The sequence below is a fragment of the Seramator thermalis genome (assembly GCF_004138125.1).
GTDB classification, from domain to species: Bacteria; Bacteroidota; Bacteroidia; order Bacteroidales; family Dysgonomonadaceae; genus Seramator; species Seramator thermalis.
In genome coordinates, this window is record NZ_RXHS01000001.1 from 145,777 (window position 1) to 162,700 (window position 16,924).

General features: G+C 41.1%; 17 protein-coding genes. All 17 read left to right on the forward strand.

All coding sequences use genetic code 11. The features are described from left to right. The first annotated feature begins 4 nt into the window (after positions 1 to 4). A complete protein-coding gene (locus EJN84_RS00660) occupies positions 5 to 1,672 on the forward strand; it encodes a nucleoside kinase (protein WP_129593616.1) in 1,668 nt (555 codons plus the stop codon). A 35-nt stretch (positions 1,673 to 1,707) separates the two neighbouring features. Next, on the forward strand, positions 1,708 to 3,093 hold the full coding sequence (mnmE, locus tag EJN84_RS00665; protein ID WP_129593617.1) for a tRNA uridine-5-carboxymethylaminomethyl(34) synthesis GTPase MnmE: 1,386 nt from the start codon (positions 1,708 to 1,710) through the stop codon (positions 3,091 to 3,093). A gap of 256 nt (positions 3,094 to 3,349) precedes the next feature. Beyond that, entirely contained in the window at positions 3,350 to 4,255 is a 906-nt protein-coding gene (locus tag EJN84_RS00670) for a helix-turn-helix domain-containing protein (protein WP_129593618.1), read from the forward strand. 6 nt (positions 4,256 to 4,261) lie between these two features. Further along, entirely contained in the window at positions 4,262 to 5,398 is a 1,137-nt protein-coding gene (locus tag EJN84_RS00675) for a tyrosine-type recombinase/integrase (protein WP_129593619.1), read from the forward strand. A 106-nt stretch (positions 5,399 to 5,504) separates the two neighbouring features. Next, positions 5,505 to 5,822: an ArsR/SmtB family transcription factor gene (locus EJN84_RS00680; protein ID WP_129593620.1), complete on the forward strand. Its 318-nt coding sequence runs from the start codon at positions 5,505 to 5,507 to the stop codon at positions 5,820 to 5,822. A 60-nt stretch (positions 5,823 to 5,882) separates the two neighbouring features. Next, a complete protein-coding gene (locus EJN84_RS00685; protein ID WP_129593621.1) occupies positions 5,883 to 6,713 on the forward strand; it encodes an arsenite methyltransferase in 831 nt (276 codons plus the stop codon). Positions 6,714 to 6,742: 29 nt separating this feature from the next. Then, the gene (locus EJN84_RS00690; protein WP_129593622.1) at positions 6,743 to 7,159 is read left to right on the forward strand and encodes an arsenate reductase ArsC; all 417 of its coding nucleotides are present in this window, start codon (positions 6,743 to 6,745) and stop codon (positions 7,157 to 7,159) included. Between the two features lie 7 nt (positions 7,160 to 7,166). Then, positions 7,167 to 8,237 (forward strand): ACR3 family arsenite efflux transporter, encoded by a 1,071-nt coding sequence (gene arsB, locus EJN84_RS00695; protein ID WP_129593623.1) that lies wholly within the window; start codon positions 7,167 to 7,169, stop codon positions 8,235 to 8,237. A gap of 11 nt (positions 8,238 to 8,248) precedes the next feature. Beyond that, a complete protein-coding gene (locus EJN84_RS00700; protein WP_129593624.1) occupies positions 8,249 to 8,665 on the forward strand; it encodes a nitrophenyl compound nitroreductase subunit ArsF family protein in 417 nt (138 codons plus the stop codon). Positions 8,666 to 8,671: 6 nt separating this feature from the next. After that, positions 8,672 to 9,373: an aromatic aminobenezylarsenical efflux permease ArsG family transporter gene (locus EJN84_RS00705; RefSeq protein WP_129593625.1), complete on the forward strand. Its 702-nt coding sequence runs from the start codon at positions 8,672 to 8,674 to the stop codon at positions 9,371 to 9,373. 17 nt (positions 9,374 to 9,390) lie between these two features. Next, on the forward strand, positions 9,391 to 9,630 hold the full coding sequence (locus EJN84_RS00710) for a thioredoxin family protein (protein ID WP_129593626.1): 240 nt from the start codon (positions 9,391 to 9,393) through the stop codon (positions 9,628 to 9,630). 4 nt (positions 9,631 to 9,634) lie between these two features. Then, positions 9,635 to 9,970: an arsenite efflux transporter metallochaperone ArsD gene (gene arsD, locus EJN84_RS00715; protein ID WP_129593627.1), complete on the forward strand. Its 336-nt coding sequence runs from the start codon at positions 9,635 to 9,637 to the stop codon at positions 9,968 to 9,970. Positions 9,971 to 9,977: 7 nt separating this feature from the next. Then, on the forward strand, positions 9,978 to 11,687 hold the full coding sequence (gene arsA / locus EJN84_RS00720; protein ID WP_129593628.1) for an arsenical pump-driving ATPase: 1,710 nt from the start codon (positions 9,978 to 9,980) through the stop codon (positions 11,685 to 11,687). 659 nt (positions 11,688 to 12,346) lie between these two features. Then, complete coding sequence (locus tag EJN84_RS00725) at positions 12,347 to 12,697, forward strand: helix-turn-helix domain-containing protein (RefSeq protein WP_129593629.1); 351 nt, start codon at positions 12,347 to 12,349, stop codon at positions 12,695 to 12,697. Continuing rightward, positions 12,694 to 13,044 carry a helix-turn-helix domain-containing protein gene (locus EJN84_RS00730; RefSeq protein ID WP_129593630.1) on the forward strand — a complete coding sequence of 117 codons (351 nt, stop codon included), beginning with the start codon at positions 12,694 to 12,696 and terminating at the stop codon, positions 13,042 to 13,044. The genes EJN84_RS00725 and EJN84_RS00730 overlap by 4 nt, the downstream gene beginning before the upstream one ends. Positions 13,045 to 13,508: 464 nt before the next feature. Continuing rightward, on the forward strand, positions 13,509 to 14,030 hold the full coding sequence (locus tag EJN84_RS12320; protein WP_238943899.1) for a BT4734/BF3469 family protein: 522 nt from the start codon (positions 13,509 to 13,511) through the stop codon (positions 14,028 to 14,030). 28 nt (positions 14,031 to 14,058) lie between these two features. Beyond that, positions 14,059 to 15,891: a DUF3987 domain-containing protein gene (locus EJN84_RS00740; RefSeq protein WP_129593632.1), complete on the forward strand. Its 1,833-nt coding sequence runs from the start codon at positions 14,059 to 14,061 to the stop codon at positions 15,889 to 15,891. Positions 15,892 to 16,924: the final 1,033 nt, after the last annotated feature.

A 16,924-nucleotide genomic window follows, 5' to 3' on the forward strand; every position in this document is an offset into this window, starting at 1 on the left:
AATTATGAAAGATACCGTCCAGGTTCATTGCATCAACACCAACGAAAAAAAAGATGTTCCGATGGGTTCGTCACTCGAAGAGTTGATTGAAGTTTTCGGTGTAAAAATGCCGCATCTCATAGCCAATGCCAAAGTCAACAACAAAACCGAATCGCTTGCCTATCGCATCTATCGGCCTAAGCGCATCGAATATGTTGATATCGGCAATTCATCGGCGATGCGCACTTATGTCCGTTCGCTCTGCTTCATTCTTGCCAAAGCCGTGGACGACTTATTCCCCGATGCCCAAATTTTCATCGAACATTCGGTTTCCAACGGATATTATTTTCAAATTGATGCCGGACAAATAATCGGCAAAGAACAACTCGATAATATTCGCAACCGCATGCACGAAATTGTTGATGCGGACATTCCTTTCGAATCTATTGAAGATGAAACGACCGATGTGGTAAAACTTTTTCGGGAGCATCGGATGGAGGACAAAGCGCTTTTGCTCGAAACATCCGACTTTCTATATGCATATTATTTCAAACTCGGTAATTATATCGATTATTACTACGGCTGCATTGTGCCATCTACAGGTTATATCAAGCTTTTCGATATCCAACAATATAATGGAGGATTTTTGCTCCAGGTGCCATCCCGCACCGAACCTGAACAACTTGCACCCATTGTGAAACAGGAAAAATTGCTAAATGTCTATCGGGAGCATCTTAAATTCTTAAAAATAAGTGATTTGAATAATGTTGGCGACTTAAACAAAGCTAAAATCAACGGAAGAATATCAGATGTTATACAAATTTCTGAAGCTTATCAAGCCAAACAAATCGGCGAAATTGCTGCCCAAATTCGTCAAAAATATGACGAAGGTGTGCGACTCATCCTCATTTCAGGTCCATCCTCGTCAGGAAAAACGACCTTTCGGAAACGTCTCGAGGTAGAACTTTTTGTAGAAATGCTGAAACCAATCGGCGTTTCGCTCGACGATTATTTTGTGGAAAGAGATAAAACGCCTCTCGACGAATTCGGCGAGAAGGACTACGAATCATTGTATGCGCTCGATTTGGATCTCTTCGAGGAAAATCTGCTTGCATTGATGAACGGCAACGAAGTGGAATTGCCCAGCTATAACTTTGTATCGGGTAAACGCGAATTCAAAGGCAACCGTTTAAAAATGGGTGTCAACAACATTCTCATTGTCGAAGGCATTCACGCTTTGAATCCTGAACTTACGGAACGAATTCCGGCAATCAACAAATTTATGATTTATGTTTCGGCACTTACTTCGATCTCGCTTGACAATCACAACTGGATACCTGCCGCCGACAATCGTTTGTTGAGAAGGTTGGTTCGTGATTATCGATATCGTGGTTATTCGGCTGTAGAAACAATTTCGCGCTGGGAAAGTGTTCGTCGTGGCGAAGAAAAATGGATTTTCCCTTATCAGGAAAATGCCGATGTCATGTTCAATTCGGCGATGATATATGAGCTCGCGGCCATTCGCCGACATGTCGAACCCATCTTGCAACAGGTGCCCAAAACCGATCCCGAATATGCCGAAGCCTATCGTTTACTGAAATTTTTGAGCTATTTCAACTATATTACCGATCGCGAATTGCCCCCAACTTCATTGTTGAGGGAATTTTTGGGAGGCAGCAGTTTCAGATATTGATTCCGTTTTTATTGAAAAACAGTATTACAAAAAACATGTCAGATATTATTTGTGCCATATCCACACCTCCTGGCATGGGAGCAATAGCGGTTGTACGCCTCTCTGGTGAAGGATGCATCGCTTTGACAGATACCCTTTTTTGTTCGCCATCAGGCAAAAAATTGGTGGACGCTGCTCCCAATACCGTTCATTTCGGACAAATATATTCGAATGACGAAATTCTGGACGAAGTACTCATAACGGTTTTTTGTGCGCCACATTCCTTTACGGGAGAAGATATTGTCGAAATATCCTGTCACGGATCGTTGTATATTCAGCAAAAAATAATTGAAACGCTTTTGCAGGCAGGTGCACGCATGGCTCAAGCAGGTGAATTCACGCAGCGAGCTTTCGGTAACGGCAAGTTCGATTTAAGTCAGGCTGAAGCAGTGGCCGATTTAATAGCATCGTCATCCAAGGCCGCACATCGTGTTGCGATGAATCAAATGAGAGGTGGATTTGCAAAACAGTTGTCGGTTTTGCGTGATGGGTTGCTCCAATTTGTATCGCTCATCGAGCTCGAACTCGATTTTTCGGAAGAGGATGTTGAATTTGCCAATCGTGAAAAATTGCTTGAACTGGCAACAAAGATTAAAACGGACATTTCGCGCCTTCTCCAATCTTTTCAATTGGGAAATGCCATCAAAAATGGCATTCCGGTTGCCATTATCGGGGAAACCAACGCAGGAAAATCGACATTGCTCAACCTCTTACTCAACGAAGAAAAAGCCATCGTTTCGGAGATTCACGGCACTACGCGTGATGTAATTGAAGATACGGTTAACATTCAAGGGATTGTATTTCGATTGATCGATACCGCCGGCATTCGCGAAACAAACGACGCAATCGAAACAATGGGAATCGAACGGACATTCAAAAAAATAAAACAAGCTTCCATCGTATTATGGATGATTGATCTGACAACACCCATCGAGCAAATCGAACATCTGGCGCAATCGCTTGCTCCATCACTTGCCGATAAACAGGTGATCATGCTGTTTAACAAATCCGATTTATTGTCTCCGGAAGAAATTCAGTCAAAATTGAGAATTTTCCCAAATTTGAAAGCCGAACGACTGCCGATTTCGGCCAAAAAAAACATCAATTTTGACCGACTACAACAACTATTGGTGGATGCAGCAAATTTTCCCGAAATCGGCGAACATGATGTTATTGTTACCAATCTGCGCCACTACGAAGCCTTGAAAAACGCTCAAACAGCTATTCATCGCGTTATCGACGGTCTCAATTCGGGGATTACAGGCGATTTTCTCAGTCAGGATATTCGCGAATGCATGTTTTATTTGGGAGAAATTACGGGCCAAATCACTACCGACGAAATTTTAGGATCGATTTTTTCGAAGTTTTGCATCGGAAAATAGCCCCTAAAATCAACAATTAACAAAAATATTTATTATTCTGTAATACACCTATTTAGATATAATTTATTGCAATTTATTTATCCTTTTCTATTGTTATTTACAGATATTTTGCTTATTTTTGTACCGTATTTGTACCACTATTGATGCAGATGCAAATATGTAATCCTAAGTAGTGCAGTAGTTTTACAAATAATTACAACCACAAACAAAGATTGACGAAAAGTTATAGCAAACAGATCCAATGTACAGGCAATAAATGGCAACAAATTTTGAATATCAAAAAATCTGCAAATTCTGTGGAAATGAATTTGTCGCTCAAAAATCCACTACAAAATATTGTAGTGAGCGATGCGCTAAGCGCGGAAAGAAAGACGAAGACAGGCGGGAACGACTTCTGAAAGAGAGCGAAACAATCAAAGAACGCAACCGTCAAAACTTACTTTCGCAAGAAAATTTATCACTTACCGATGCCGCTGCTTTACTTTCCATTTCCCGACCGACATTATACAATCTGCTCAAAACAAAAAACATAAAGTTGCTGCGCATAAGCAAACGCACAATTCGCGTAAAAAAATCCGATTTAATGAATTTGTACCAAAATTCAACAGCTACTATTGCACCCATAAACACACCCATTGCTCAAATCAACAAAGCAAAGGAAGAATTTATCAGCATTTCGGAAGCTCAGCAACAATTTAAAATCTCGTTGAGTTGGTTTCATAAGAAAGTAAGAGAAAATAAAATACTTCCGGCTATTATTGAAGGCAAAACCCTTTATCCTGCAAAAGCGTTGAAATCGCTTTTTGCAAAAAAACAATACGCCGATATTTCCGAATGGTACACCGTAGCCGAAATTGTAGAAAAATTTGGAGTATCGCAACAATATGTATATGAATACACAAGCGACCATAAAATGCCGAAAAGACGAGAAGGGAAAACCGTTTTCATTTCAAAACTACATTGGGAAAAATCCAGGGGATTAGACCAGACAGAAAGCGAAAGTTACTATACCGTTGCGCAGGCAACCGAAAAATACGCCATTGGTCGAAGTCACTTATACGACTTAGTCCGGGCGCATAAATTACCAAAAATCAAAAGCGGAAAAAATATTCTGATACACCGCCAAGAGTTAGACAACATTATGAACAATCGTAAAAGATAAAGTAATATGTCAGCAACCAAAGTAACATTAAGAAAACGAGAATTGCCAAGCGGAAAAATCACACTTTATCTTGATTTTTATCCTGCAATTCGCAACCCGCGCACAATGCAAATGAGCCGTCGTGAGTATTTGGGAATATACCTTGTTAAAAATCCGAGAACAACTGATGAACGTATTATCAACGCCGAAAAACTGAAACAAGCCGAAGCAATACGAGCGCAAAGAGAATTATCGCTAATCAACGAACAATTTGGCTTCATTGATAAAACCAGGCAAAAAATGGATTTTTTGGCGTATTTCAAAGAAAAATTACCCAATCAAGACCAAAAGTGGGAAAAAATCTACAAGCATTTTGAAAAATATGTCAATGCCAAATGTACTTTTGCCGATGTTACCGTTGATTTATGCAACGGTTTTCGCACCTACCTTTTAACTACCAATCAGTTAAGAAGTAAAAAACGCAAATTATCACAAAATTCGGCGGCGGGCTATTGGTCCACTTTTCGTGGATTGTTGGCGCTCGCCCATAAAGACAAATACCTGTTGGAGAATATCAACGAACACCTCAATAAGATTGAAACAAAAGACACACGCCGCGAATTCCTTACTGCCGCAGAAGTACAGGCACTCTATAACACGCCTTGCCGTGAGCCGGTACTCAAAACCGCTTCGCTCTTTTCGTGCCTCACCGGATTAAGATTTAGCGACATTGTCGCCCTGCGATGGGAAGACTTTGGAACCTACCCGGATGGCGGACACTGCATAAGGCTACGTACCGAAAAAACCGATGCAGAAATTCTAAATCCAATCAGCCAAGAAGCATACGAACTTTGCGGAGAACAATCCACAGGTATAGTCTTTAAAGGTTTCAAAAAAACAATGCTACAAAGCATACTTCCAAATTGGTTAAAATCCGCGGGCATTACCAAACATATCACATTCCATTCATTCCGGCACACATTCGCAACCTTACTTGTATCTTATGGCAGTGAAATTTATACCGTGAGTAAAATGCTCACGCATAAAAACGTTTCCACTACTCAAATTTATGCCGATTTGATAGACGAGAAAAAACGCCAAGCGGCAGATATTATAAAACTGAATATCAATAAAGACCAAGATAAACAACAGAAAAACAATTAGAAAAAACAATCGAAACAATTTTCCTTTATTTTTTCTGATATTTTTTTATATTTTTTGATTGCCAATAAAAATATTGTTCGTAACTTTGCGAACAGTAATTTTCACTATGACAAAAAAAGAACTGACACAAGAACAAGAACAATTGGCACGCTTTGCAAAAGCATTGGGACACCCCATTCGCATAGCTATCCTGCAAATGTTAGCAAATGAAAGTTGCTGCTATCACGGCGATATGTCCGAAATTTTACCTATTGCCAAAAGCACACTTTCGCAACATTTAAACGAGTTGAAAGATGCCGAATTAATTCAAGGAACAATCACACCACCGACCATAAAATACTGTATTAATCAAGAAAATTGGACGTTAGCTAAAAAAATGTTTAGCGACTTATTCATAGAAATGGACAACAAAGAATATTGTTGAAAATTTTTTAAATGAACAGTTCGTGTTTCTACGAAATACGAACCATTAAATAGTAGAAATATGACGAACGAAGAACAAATCAAAGAAACAGTAAGGCAAAAATACAGTGAAATCGCTGTGCAAGACAAAGAAACAGCCTCTTGTTGCAGTCAGGGAAGTTGCTCGCCCGAAGTGTACAATATGATGAACGAAAATTACAATCATTTAGACGGCTACAATCCCGATGCCGATTTGGGCTTGGGTTGTGGGCTACCCACGCAATTTGCTAAAATCAAAAAGGGCGATACGGTAATAGATTTAGGAAGTGGTGCGGGCAACGATTGCTTTGTAGCAAGAGCCGAAACAGGCGAAGCGGGCAAAGTCATAGGAATTGATTTTACCCCCGAAATGATTAAAAAAGCACGTATCAATGCCGAAAAAAAAGGGTATAACAATGTGGAATTTCGACAGGGCGATATTGAAAAAATTCCCGTAACAGCAGCTGCGGCCGACGTAATTGTAAGCAACTGTGTACTAAATCTTGTCCCAAATAAAAAAGCAGTTTTTAAGGAAATATACAGAGTGTTGAAACCCGGCGGTCATTTCTGCATTTCAGATGTGGTACTTACAGACGAACTGCCCGACAAATTAAAAGAAGCTGCCGAAATGTATGCAGGTTGTGTAGCGGGTGCAAGCCACAAAAACAAATATATCGTTGACATATACAGCGCAGGATTTCTGAAAGTAAAAATAGAAAAAGAAAAAAACATTATAATTCCTAATGAAATCTTATCTAATTATTTGGAAACAGACGAACTAGAAAATTTCAAAAAAGAAAATCCTATACTTTCAATAACAGTTACAGGCTTAAAACCCTCAAACGATTGTAACTGCAATCCGGGATGTTGTTAAACAAATAAATAAACAAATAAACAAAAAAAATGGAAAAGAAAATTTTAGTACTCTGCACAGGCAACAGTTGCCGTAGTCAAATTGCCGAAGGATATCTGCGCCACTTTGCAGGCGACAAAGCCGAAATTTACAGCGCGGGCGTAGAAACGCACGGCGTAAATCCGCGTGCCATTGAAACAATGAAAGAAGACGACATTGATATTTCGAGCCACACCTCAAACAATGTGGATGAATACCGAGATATTAATTTTGACTACGTAATAACCGTTTGCGACAATGCCCGCGAACGCTGTCCCTACTTCCCCACAAAAGCCAAAAAGTTTCACCATAATTTTCCCGACCCGGCAAAAGCGCAAGGTACAGAAGAAGAAATCACAGCCGAGTTTCGCCGAGTGCGCAATATGATAAAAGAATATTCGCAACAATTTACCAACGAAAATCTGTAAACCCGTTATGAGTGCAAATAATTGTAATCCCACGGTAGAGCGTAAACGACTAAGTTTCCTCGACCGTTACCTTACCCTTTGGATTTTTCTTGCGATGGCAATAGGCGTAGGAGCCGGATATTTTTTCCCTTCCGTGGCAGATGGAATTAACGCGATGTCGAGCGGAACAACTAACATACCCTTGGCAATAGGCTTAATTCTGATGATGTACCCACCTTTGGCAAAAGTGCGTTACAACCAAATGAGCAAAGTATTTCGCAATACAAAAGTTCTCACTGCCTCGCTTTTGTTGAATTGGATAATTGGTCCCATTTTGATGTTCGCTTTGGCGGTAATATTCCTGCGAGACTACCCCGAATATTTGGTCGGACTTATATTGATTGGTTCGGCACGATGTATAGCTATGGTAATAGTTTGGAACGAGCTCGCAGGCGGAAGTCGCGAATACGCCGCGGGATTGGTTGCCCTCAACAGCATTTTCCAAGTCTTGTTTTACAGCGTTTTCGTTTACTTTTTTGTTTCCGTGATGCTCCCCATTTTTGGTATTTCAACCGAAAGTGTAAACATTACGATGGGCGAAATTGCCAAAAGTGTAGCCATATATCTCGGTATTCCGTTTGCAATGGGCATATTAAGTCAATTGGTATTGGTAAAGTTAAAAGGCGAAGAATGGTTTTGGAAAAAATTTATTCCTTTCATTTCGCCCATTACTTTAATTGCTTTGTTGTTTACAATTGTACTGATGTTCAGCCTAAAAGGTCAATTAATTGTACAAATACCGCTCGATGTGGTACGCATTGCCATTCCCTTGCTCATATACTTCGGACTGATGTTTTTGGTCAGCTTCTTTGTGGGTAAGCGAATGGGTGCAGATTACGAACAAGATGCCGCACTATCGTTTACCGCGGCAGGCAACAATTTTGAATTGGCAATTGCCGTTGCTATTGGCGTATTCGGCATTAACAGCGGACAAGCATTTGCCGGCGTTATAGGCCCGTTGGTAGAAGTGCCGGCGCTTATTATGTTGGTAAATGTTTCATTATGGCTCAAACGAAAATTTTTTAGTAATCATAAATAATAATTCCAAAAATGAAAAAAACAGTATTCGTATTCTTATTGATAGCCGTTCTAACAGGCTGTAATCAATCTGCAAACAAAGCAGACAATTCCGCAACCACCACACCAGCCGAAGATGCAACATTGGTAAGCGTCTATTATTTTCACGGAAAGCAACGTTGTAAAACCTGTATTGCAGTGGGCAATATAGCCCAAGAAACAGTTGAGAAAGCGTATGCCGACAACTCAAAAGTAGTATTTACAGAAATAAAAACAGACGAAAAAGCCAACATTGGTTTGGTTGAAAAGTATCAGGTAACTTGGAACGCGCTGATAATTGCCAAAGGCGAAGATTTTATTGATTTAACAGAGCAAGCCTTCGCAATCGCATTAAGCAGCCCCGATGCGTTGACCAACCTAATCAATGAAGAAGTAAATAAAAGACTGTAATTGCGTATGGAATGGTTGCAACAGTTAGCAGATAGTTCGAATATTCCATTGCTCACGGCATTTATTTTGGGACTGATGACAGCCATTAGCCCCTGCCCTTTGGCAATGAATATCACTGCCACAGCATATTTGAGCAAAGACATTGAGAGCAAACAACGGGTGTTTTTCAACGGACTTTTTTACACGCTTGGGCGAATGTTCAGCTACACCGCCTTGGCAAGCATTATTTATTTCGGTGCGAGCAAGTTTCACATTTCCCGTTGGTTTCAGCAGATTGACGGATTGTGGATAGGTGTTGCCTTGGTTGTAATTGGTGTACTGATGTTGGATATTATCAAAATCAATATCCCCTTTTTAAACAAATGGACTTCACGCGTAAGCGAAAAACAAACCAAACGAAACTATTGGAGCGCATTTATATTGGGAGTTTTATTTGCTTTGGCTTTTTGTCCGTACAGTGCCGTTTTATATTTTGGCGCACTTATTCCGTTGACGCTCGCGAGTTCTACAGGACTTTTATTGCCGCCTGTTTTTGCGCTTGCAACGGGTTTGCCCGTTCTCATTATCGCTTGGCTGTTGGCTTACAGCATTTCAAACGTGGGTAGGTTTTACAACAATATGAAGACCTTTGAAAAATGGTTTAAACGTATCGTTGCGGCGATTTTTATCTTAGTCGGAATTTATTACATAATCTTAGCAATCAGCTAACTAATATCTCAAACAAAATGGAAATAATAATTCTCGGCACCGGATGTGCCAAATGCAGCGCAACTTATGACAAAGTTGCAAAAGTGCTGAAAGAACAAAACATTTCGGCAGAACTAAAAAAGGAGCAGGATATCCTCGAAATAGTGAAATACAACGTAATGTCTTTGCCCGCTATTGTAGTAGATGGCGAAATAAAATTGAAAGGATACGTTCCTTCCGAAGATGAAATTATCAATGCAATAACAAATAAAAATTGAAAAAATGAACACGAGAGAAATAAAAATTTACGATCCAACCCTGTGTTGCCCCACCGGCTTATGCGGAGTAAATATCGACCCCGAACTGATGCGCATTGCAGTAGTTCTTGAAACGTTAAAGAAAAAAGGAATTATTGTGGAGCGGTTTAACCTGCGCGACAACCCACAAGTATATGTTACAAACAAAGTTATCAATGATTTTTTAATGAAAGAAGGAGCCGAAAAATTGCCTGTAACTACCGTTGACGGAAAAATAGAAATAACAGCCGCATATCCCACCAACGCCCAAATAGCCGAATGGTACGGAATGTCAGAAGATGAACTAACGATAAAAAAATAATGCACCAATGATACAATACAATCCTGCCGAACAGCAATTTACAAAATATATATTTTTCACAGGAAAAGGCGGCGTTGGTAAAACCTCCGTAGCCTGTGCAACAGCAGTTAATTTAGCCGACAGCGGGAAGAAAGTTTTGTTGGTAAGCACCGATCCTGCTTCAAATTTACAAGATGTCTTTGAATTGAATTTAGACAACAAAGGCACAGAAATTCCCGAAGTGAAAGGACTTACCGTTATCAACCTCAACCCCGAACAAGCCGCAGCCGAATATCGCGAAAGCGTGATAGCGCCCTATCGCGGCAAATTGCCCCAAAGTGTCATTACCAATATGGAAGAACAATTATCAGGCTCTTGTACGGTTGAGATTGCGGCTTTCAATGAATTTTCCGACATTCTCGCCAACGATGAAAAGCGAGAAAAATTCGACTACATTATTTTCGATACCGCCCCCACAGGACACACGTTGCGTATGTTGCAATTGCCTTCGGCGTGGAACACTTTCATTGACGAAAACACCACAGGTGCGTCTTGTCTTGGGCAGTTGTCGGGATTAGAAGACAGAAAAGATATTTATAAATTAGCAGTAAATACATTGTCAGATAGTGATTTAACAACGTTGTTTTTGGTCAGCCGTCCCGATGAAACGCCGTTAATAGAAGTAGAACGCTCGGCAAACGAATTGGCAGAACTCGATATTAAGTCGCAAAATCTCATTATCAACGGCATTTTAGAACAACCGGACAACAACGACAAAATCTCAAAAGCATTGTACAGCAGGCAGCAAAACGCATTAAAAAACCGTCCGCAGTCGTTATTGAATATGCAGACCTATTTCATTCCGTTGCGTTCTTACAATATGGTTGGTACAGCCAATATTCGCAATATGCTAACGGAAGATACGGCAGAACAATTGGAAAAAATAGAAACCATAAAAAACGATTTTCTGAACATTGAAAATCTGATTGACGACCTTTACAAAACCAACAAACGTGTAATCTTCACAATGGGCAAAGGCGGAGTAGGAAAAACCACCATTGCCGCCGCTATTGCCAAAGGTTTGGCGGAGCGTGGAGTAAAAGTGCATTTAAGCACCACCGACCCTGCCAATCATTTAAGTTTTGTGAATACAGACGGATTATCCGTGAGCCACATAGACGAAAAAGCGGTATTGGAAGCCTATCAAAAAAAAGTGTTGAACAAAGCCCGTCAAACAATGGGCGATGCCGATTTGAGTTACATTGAAGAAGATTTGCGTTCGCCCTGCACCCAAGAAATTGCAGTGTTCAACGCCTTTGCCGAAATTGTAGCAATGTCCGAAAATCAAGTCGTGGTAATAGACACCGCCCCAACCGGACACACGCTATTGTTGCTCGACGCCACATTAAGTTACCACCACGAAGTAGAGCGTACGCAAGGAAACATTACCCCCGCGGTTCGAGACCTGTTGCCAAGATTACGAAACCCGCAGGAAACCGAAGTTGTAATTGTTACCCTGCCCGAAGCAACACCCGTATTTGAAGCCGAACGCCTCCAACAAGATTTAAAACGCGCAGGAATTACAAATAAGTGGTGGCTTATAAATAGCAGTTTGCTTTTAACTGATACGCAAAACCCATTCTTGAAATCAAAAGCACAAGGCGAAAAACGTTGGATTGATGAGGTAAACAAATTATCGGAAGGAAATGCGGTGGTAATGAAATGGGAAAGTAGTTAAATAATTTAAAAATAAATAAAAATGAAAGCACAAAGTACAAAAACCCAAAAAAAATCACTCAACAATTAATGTTAGTGACATTTTAGAAGTTTTATCACAACACAACTTCTCTAACCAAAAGCAAGTTGAGTTACTTCAAGTGCTCAACTTTGCTTTATTCAAAAAAAAATATCCGCACGACCTTTGCGGAATTATCGACAGGAAAATACTAATCCTGCAACAACCGTCTCATACGTCCGAAAAAGACAATCCCCAAAAGAGCGGAACAACACGAACCCTGAAAGTTACTACCGATGTACTGATAATACTTTTGCAAAAATCAGGCATTAGTGTCCTCTCAGACGACAAAACAAAAATGGCTCGACTGATAAGTTACCTTACAGGTTTTTCCGAAGAGAAAATCAGGCAACGCCTCTCAAACACCGAAGAATTAACTTCGTACCACAGAACGGAAGTCGAAACAATAAACAAAATACTTACAGATTTAAACTGCGATATATCAATCAAATATAATAAGCAACGATAATCTGTAACCGATTACAGTAACCCATTACACACTCCTTTTTCCTATTCTTTTGCACCACGGCTTATAAACGTAAGTCGTGGTTTTCTTTTTATTGGCACAAAAGTAAATCCAACCGCCGAAAACAAAAATAATTATGTTTTCTGATGACATTTCTTTCAACGATGTGCCCAAAGCCGTAGCACATTTAATCAACAAGGTAGAGAAAATCGAAGCCTTGTTAGTCACAAAACAATCGCAAGCACAAGAAACAAACCAATGGCTAAACCTCGATGATTTGTGCAAATACCACCCGGACCGTCCCGCAAAACCTACGGTTTATGCGTGGGTAGGCCAACGTTCAATACCATACCACAAAAAGGGCAAAAAATTAATGTTTCTGAAAAATGAAATTGACGATTGGCTCAAACAAGGCAGACGAAAAACCGCCGCCGAAATCCAAACCGAAGCCGAACAATTTGTATATGGTAAAAGAAACAGAAAATGAGCAAGCCAAGATTATTAGCCGACATTCTGAAAGATTACTTTCAGAATAGCCAGGAGCAGTTCGCCATTGAGTTTCGTCGTCATTTCAACATTCAGCCAATTGTAAATCTTGATTTGGTTTCAAACGAAACATTAAACACGATGGTCGAAAATTCTTTCCTCGAAGATTGGATAGATGGACAAATTGTTATGCAAACTTTACACGTAAGTCCCCGCACTTTGCAGACACTTCGCACAAACGGTACTTTGCCTTACACAAAATTTAGCAACGGTAAAATTTTCTACCTCCGCCAAGACGTCGAAAAAATATTGAAACAAAATTACAGCCGGAAAGGAAGTAGTAGATGACTGTCACAAAAAAATCAATTTTGGAAATAACAAACTATGGATTAAATATTTATAGTCATATCTTACGGCTCTACTATCCCGATGAAGTCGTTATCAAATTGGTTGGAAGAGATTGCGGCTTATGCCGCAACCCTTTCAATGCCAACAAAAACACATTGCACATTTTCATTGAAAAAGAAAATATTTTAGGCAATTCTCTTGACAGAGAATTTGCCAAACATACCGATAGCGAAAACGCTATACCCGCGGGCGATGCGTTCGGCTTTGCCGAACTACACTACAAACAGCAAGACGATGAACTTTTGCAAACCCTTAATCGAGAACTAAATTTGCGTATAGGAGAGGACAGAAACTTTTATCCCAAACGGCAAGCGTTTGCAAATGCTGAAAAACCTTGTCCGGTTTTCAGTCCTAAAAGTCCTTACAGTCCTTTTAATCCTCTATTTTCATTCTTCAAAGCCCCAATATCCAACACCAAACCGCATAAAGCGGTTAGGTTGCTTGATATTTACAACTATATTGTTGGCAAGTATGCAAAACACCGTACCGAAAAATTGCAAGCAATGCTTGTAGTGACGGACGGTCGTCCGTCTAATTCCGCAAGACATTTCAAAGCCGCCAACTTCGATTATTGTACCTTTTCGGGTGTTTTTACTACCCGGAACGACAAAGCATTAGTAAAACATTCGGGTTTGTTGTGTCTTGATTTCGACCACTTGCAAAATGTTCAAAAACTGCGTTTTCAACTTTTGCAAGACGAATATTTTGAAACACAATTACTTTTCGTCAGCCCTTCGGGCAATGGGTTGAAATGGATAATCCAAGTTGATATAACCCAAGCCACACACGCGGATTATTTTTTGTCGGTAGCAAACTATCTAAAAGCAACTTACAATATTGAAGTTGACAAATCGGGAAAAGATACTTCGCGGGCCTGTTTCCTGCCACACGACCCACAGGCGTTTATAAACCCCAAATTGGTGTAATTAGTTACAATTCGTAAAAATTTGTAGTATGAGCAAGAAAAAATTCAACCCAAACGATTGGGTAATGCCTGCGGTAAACCAATCCCTAAATTCCTTAAATACCTCAAAGTCCTTATCTTCCGACAATGACCTTGAAACAATCACAAAAAGAATAGAATCCGCCGCCACCGACATTGCCCCCAATTACCCCGATTGGCGAGATGTAGGCTTTGCCCTCGCTCACGCGTTGGGCGAAAGCGGTCGCACCTACTACCACCGCATAAGTCGCTTTTATCCCAAATACAACCAAAGCGAAACCGACAAGCAGTTCAGCAATTGCCTAAAAGCCCGCGGACACGGCGTAACAATCAAAACACTATACCATTTAGCAAAATCGGCAGGCATAGATGTTTCAATAAAAACAGTCCCGCTCACAAACTCGTTAAAGTCCTCACACTCCTTCCCCGAAAAATCCCCTAAATCCCAAAATCCGCCAACGGCGGAAACAGGGGATTTAGAAGATTTAGAAGAAAAACCACTACCCACAATCCCTGAAACAGTATATAACAATCTACCCGATTTTCTGCAAAGAATAACCACAAAAGCCACTTCTGCCGAAGATAAAGACTTGTTACTGTTAGGATCCTTGGTTGCCATTTCGCCTTGTCTGCCCAATATTTTCGGTATCTATGCCGAGAGAACCGTATATCCGAATTTATTTCTTTTCGTAACTGCCCAAGCCTCAGCAGGAAAAGGAAGATTAACATTGTGCCGTAAATTGATTGAGCCGATACACCGGGCATTGCGAGAACAATCCAAAGCCGAACAACAGGAATACCAACGCCAACTTACTGAATACACAACGACAAAAGATAAAACCGACAGGGAACGCCCGCAAGAACCGCCACTACGAATGTTAATCATTCCCGCCAACAACAGTGCGACAGGACTTTTTCAAATTCTAAACGACAACAAAGGCATAGGACTGATTTTTGAAACCGAAGGCGATACGTTGGCACAAACATTCAAATCCGAACACGGTAATTATTCCGATGGTTTCCGCAAAGCGTTCCACCACGAAATAATATCATACAATCGCCGCAAAGACCGCGAATTTGTAGAACTCGAAACGCCACGCCTCTCGGCGTTGCTTTCCGGAACACCCAAACAAGTTTCAACCTTGATACCTAACGCCGAAAACGGCTTATTCAGCCGTTTTATCTTCTACTATATGAACATTCTGCCCGTTTGGAAAGATGTATTTGCAGGCGATGACAGCCAAACACTCGACGACTATTTCAAACATTTAGGCAATCAGTTTTTCGATTTTTACAAAATCCTGCAACACCAATCCGAACCGTTGCGCTTTTGCCTTACGGCAACGCAGCAAACAGATTTCAACGCCTATTTTTCGCAAGCTCAAAATCAATACCTCTATCTCTGTGGCATTGATTATTTGGCAACCGTGCGCCGCTTAGGATTAATAACTTTTCGCGTGGCAATGATATTAACCGCCTTACGAGTAATGGACACAGGCGCTCTCCCTTGTGGAAATATGCTAATTTGCGAAGATACCGATTTCAATACCGCCTTGGAATTAGTGAAAATCCTAATCCAACACGCTGCCCGCATTTACGAAACCTTGCCCGCTGAAACCGAAAAGCCGAAACAACCCAACCAAAAACAACAATTTTTAGAAATATTGCCCGCCGAATTTTCACGGCAAGAATACCTAAAAGCCGCCCAAAGCCTAAACATACCCCACAAAACCGCAGAAAAACACATTGCCCGTTTCGTACAAAGCGGATTGATAAACCACTTTGCACACGATAAGTACAAAAATCCCCATTCCTCTATAAGAAAGGAAGTTGGGGAAATGTAGGAAATATAGGAAATTAACACAAATTACAGATAAATCCTCTATTTCCCCAATATCTCCTAAGCGGGTATTTGGGGATTTATTTTTTATAATTTAATCGGAATAAACATTTATAGATGTACCCCCGCACCAAAACAACGCAGGTAAAGCGGTATTCGTCAATCACTCCCTTTGTTCCACAAAAACATACTTGCAAGGGTATAACAAGCGGCTTTAAAAAATCTCCACCCTGCGGGTAGTATTTTTTAGCCGCCCTTGCAAGCACCGCCGCCACACCACGCACTGCGTTCCGGTAGGTACTCGCCTGCGTGCGTGTCGGCTTGTTTTGTTTCACACGGTCGCTCAATCCTCATTCGCGGCTACTCCTGCCCCCAAACCCCAATAAGGTATCGCTTCGCTCCGAATAAGATTTTGAGAATTATTTTGCTTTTTTCAAGGCTGTCGAGCCGAAATTAAGGAAGTTTACATTAGTAAATGACCGAAAATTGAGTGCGAAGACGAACGCAGAAAAAAGCAAAATAAACTCAAAAAATTGGGGTCAGCCGCCGCTTATTGTTGTGCTCGCCTGCGGGTCGCTCGGGCTAATCGGGCTGTCACGCTTTTTGCTTTGTTCCGTTTCGTTTTTTTGCTACTCTTTTCAGCGGTCGTGGTCGTGTTCGTTTCAGTCGCTCCGCAGGCTGCACTCTTTCCGCTCACACCACCACACATTTTATACCCGGCAAGCACAGTCATTCATTCACTCCATTTCGCTCTGCTCCATTTCATTCATTCATTCCTGCCCTTGCTTTTCCCGCAAAAAAAACTTCACTGCACGGCAAAAAATCGCGCCACCCCTGCGGCAAAGCCGTGGGCGTCCGGCACACTTCGTGTTATCTCCGTCCGCCACCCTCGCTCCACTCGCAGTCGGCTCGCGCCTCTCCACTACGCAGGCAAAAAATTACTCCGCTATTGCTCCGCATATTTTTACCGCTCCGTTCCGGCTCAGGGCTGTTTTACCTGCGTTGTTTTGGTGCTACGCCCACGCACAGCCCCCGAC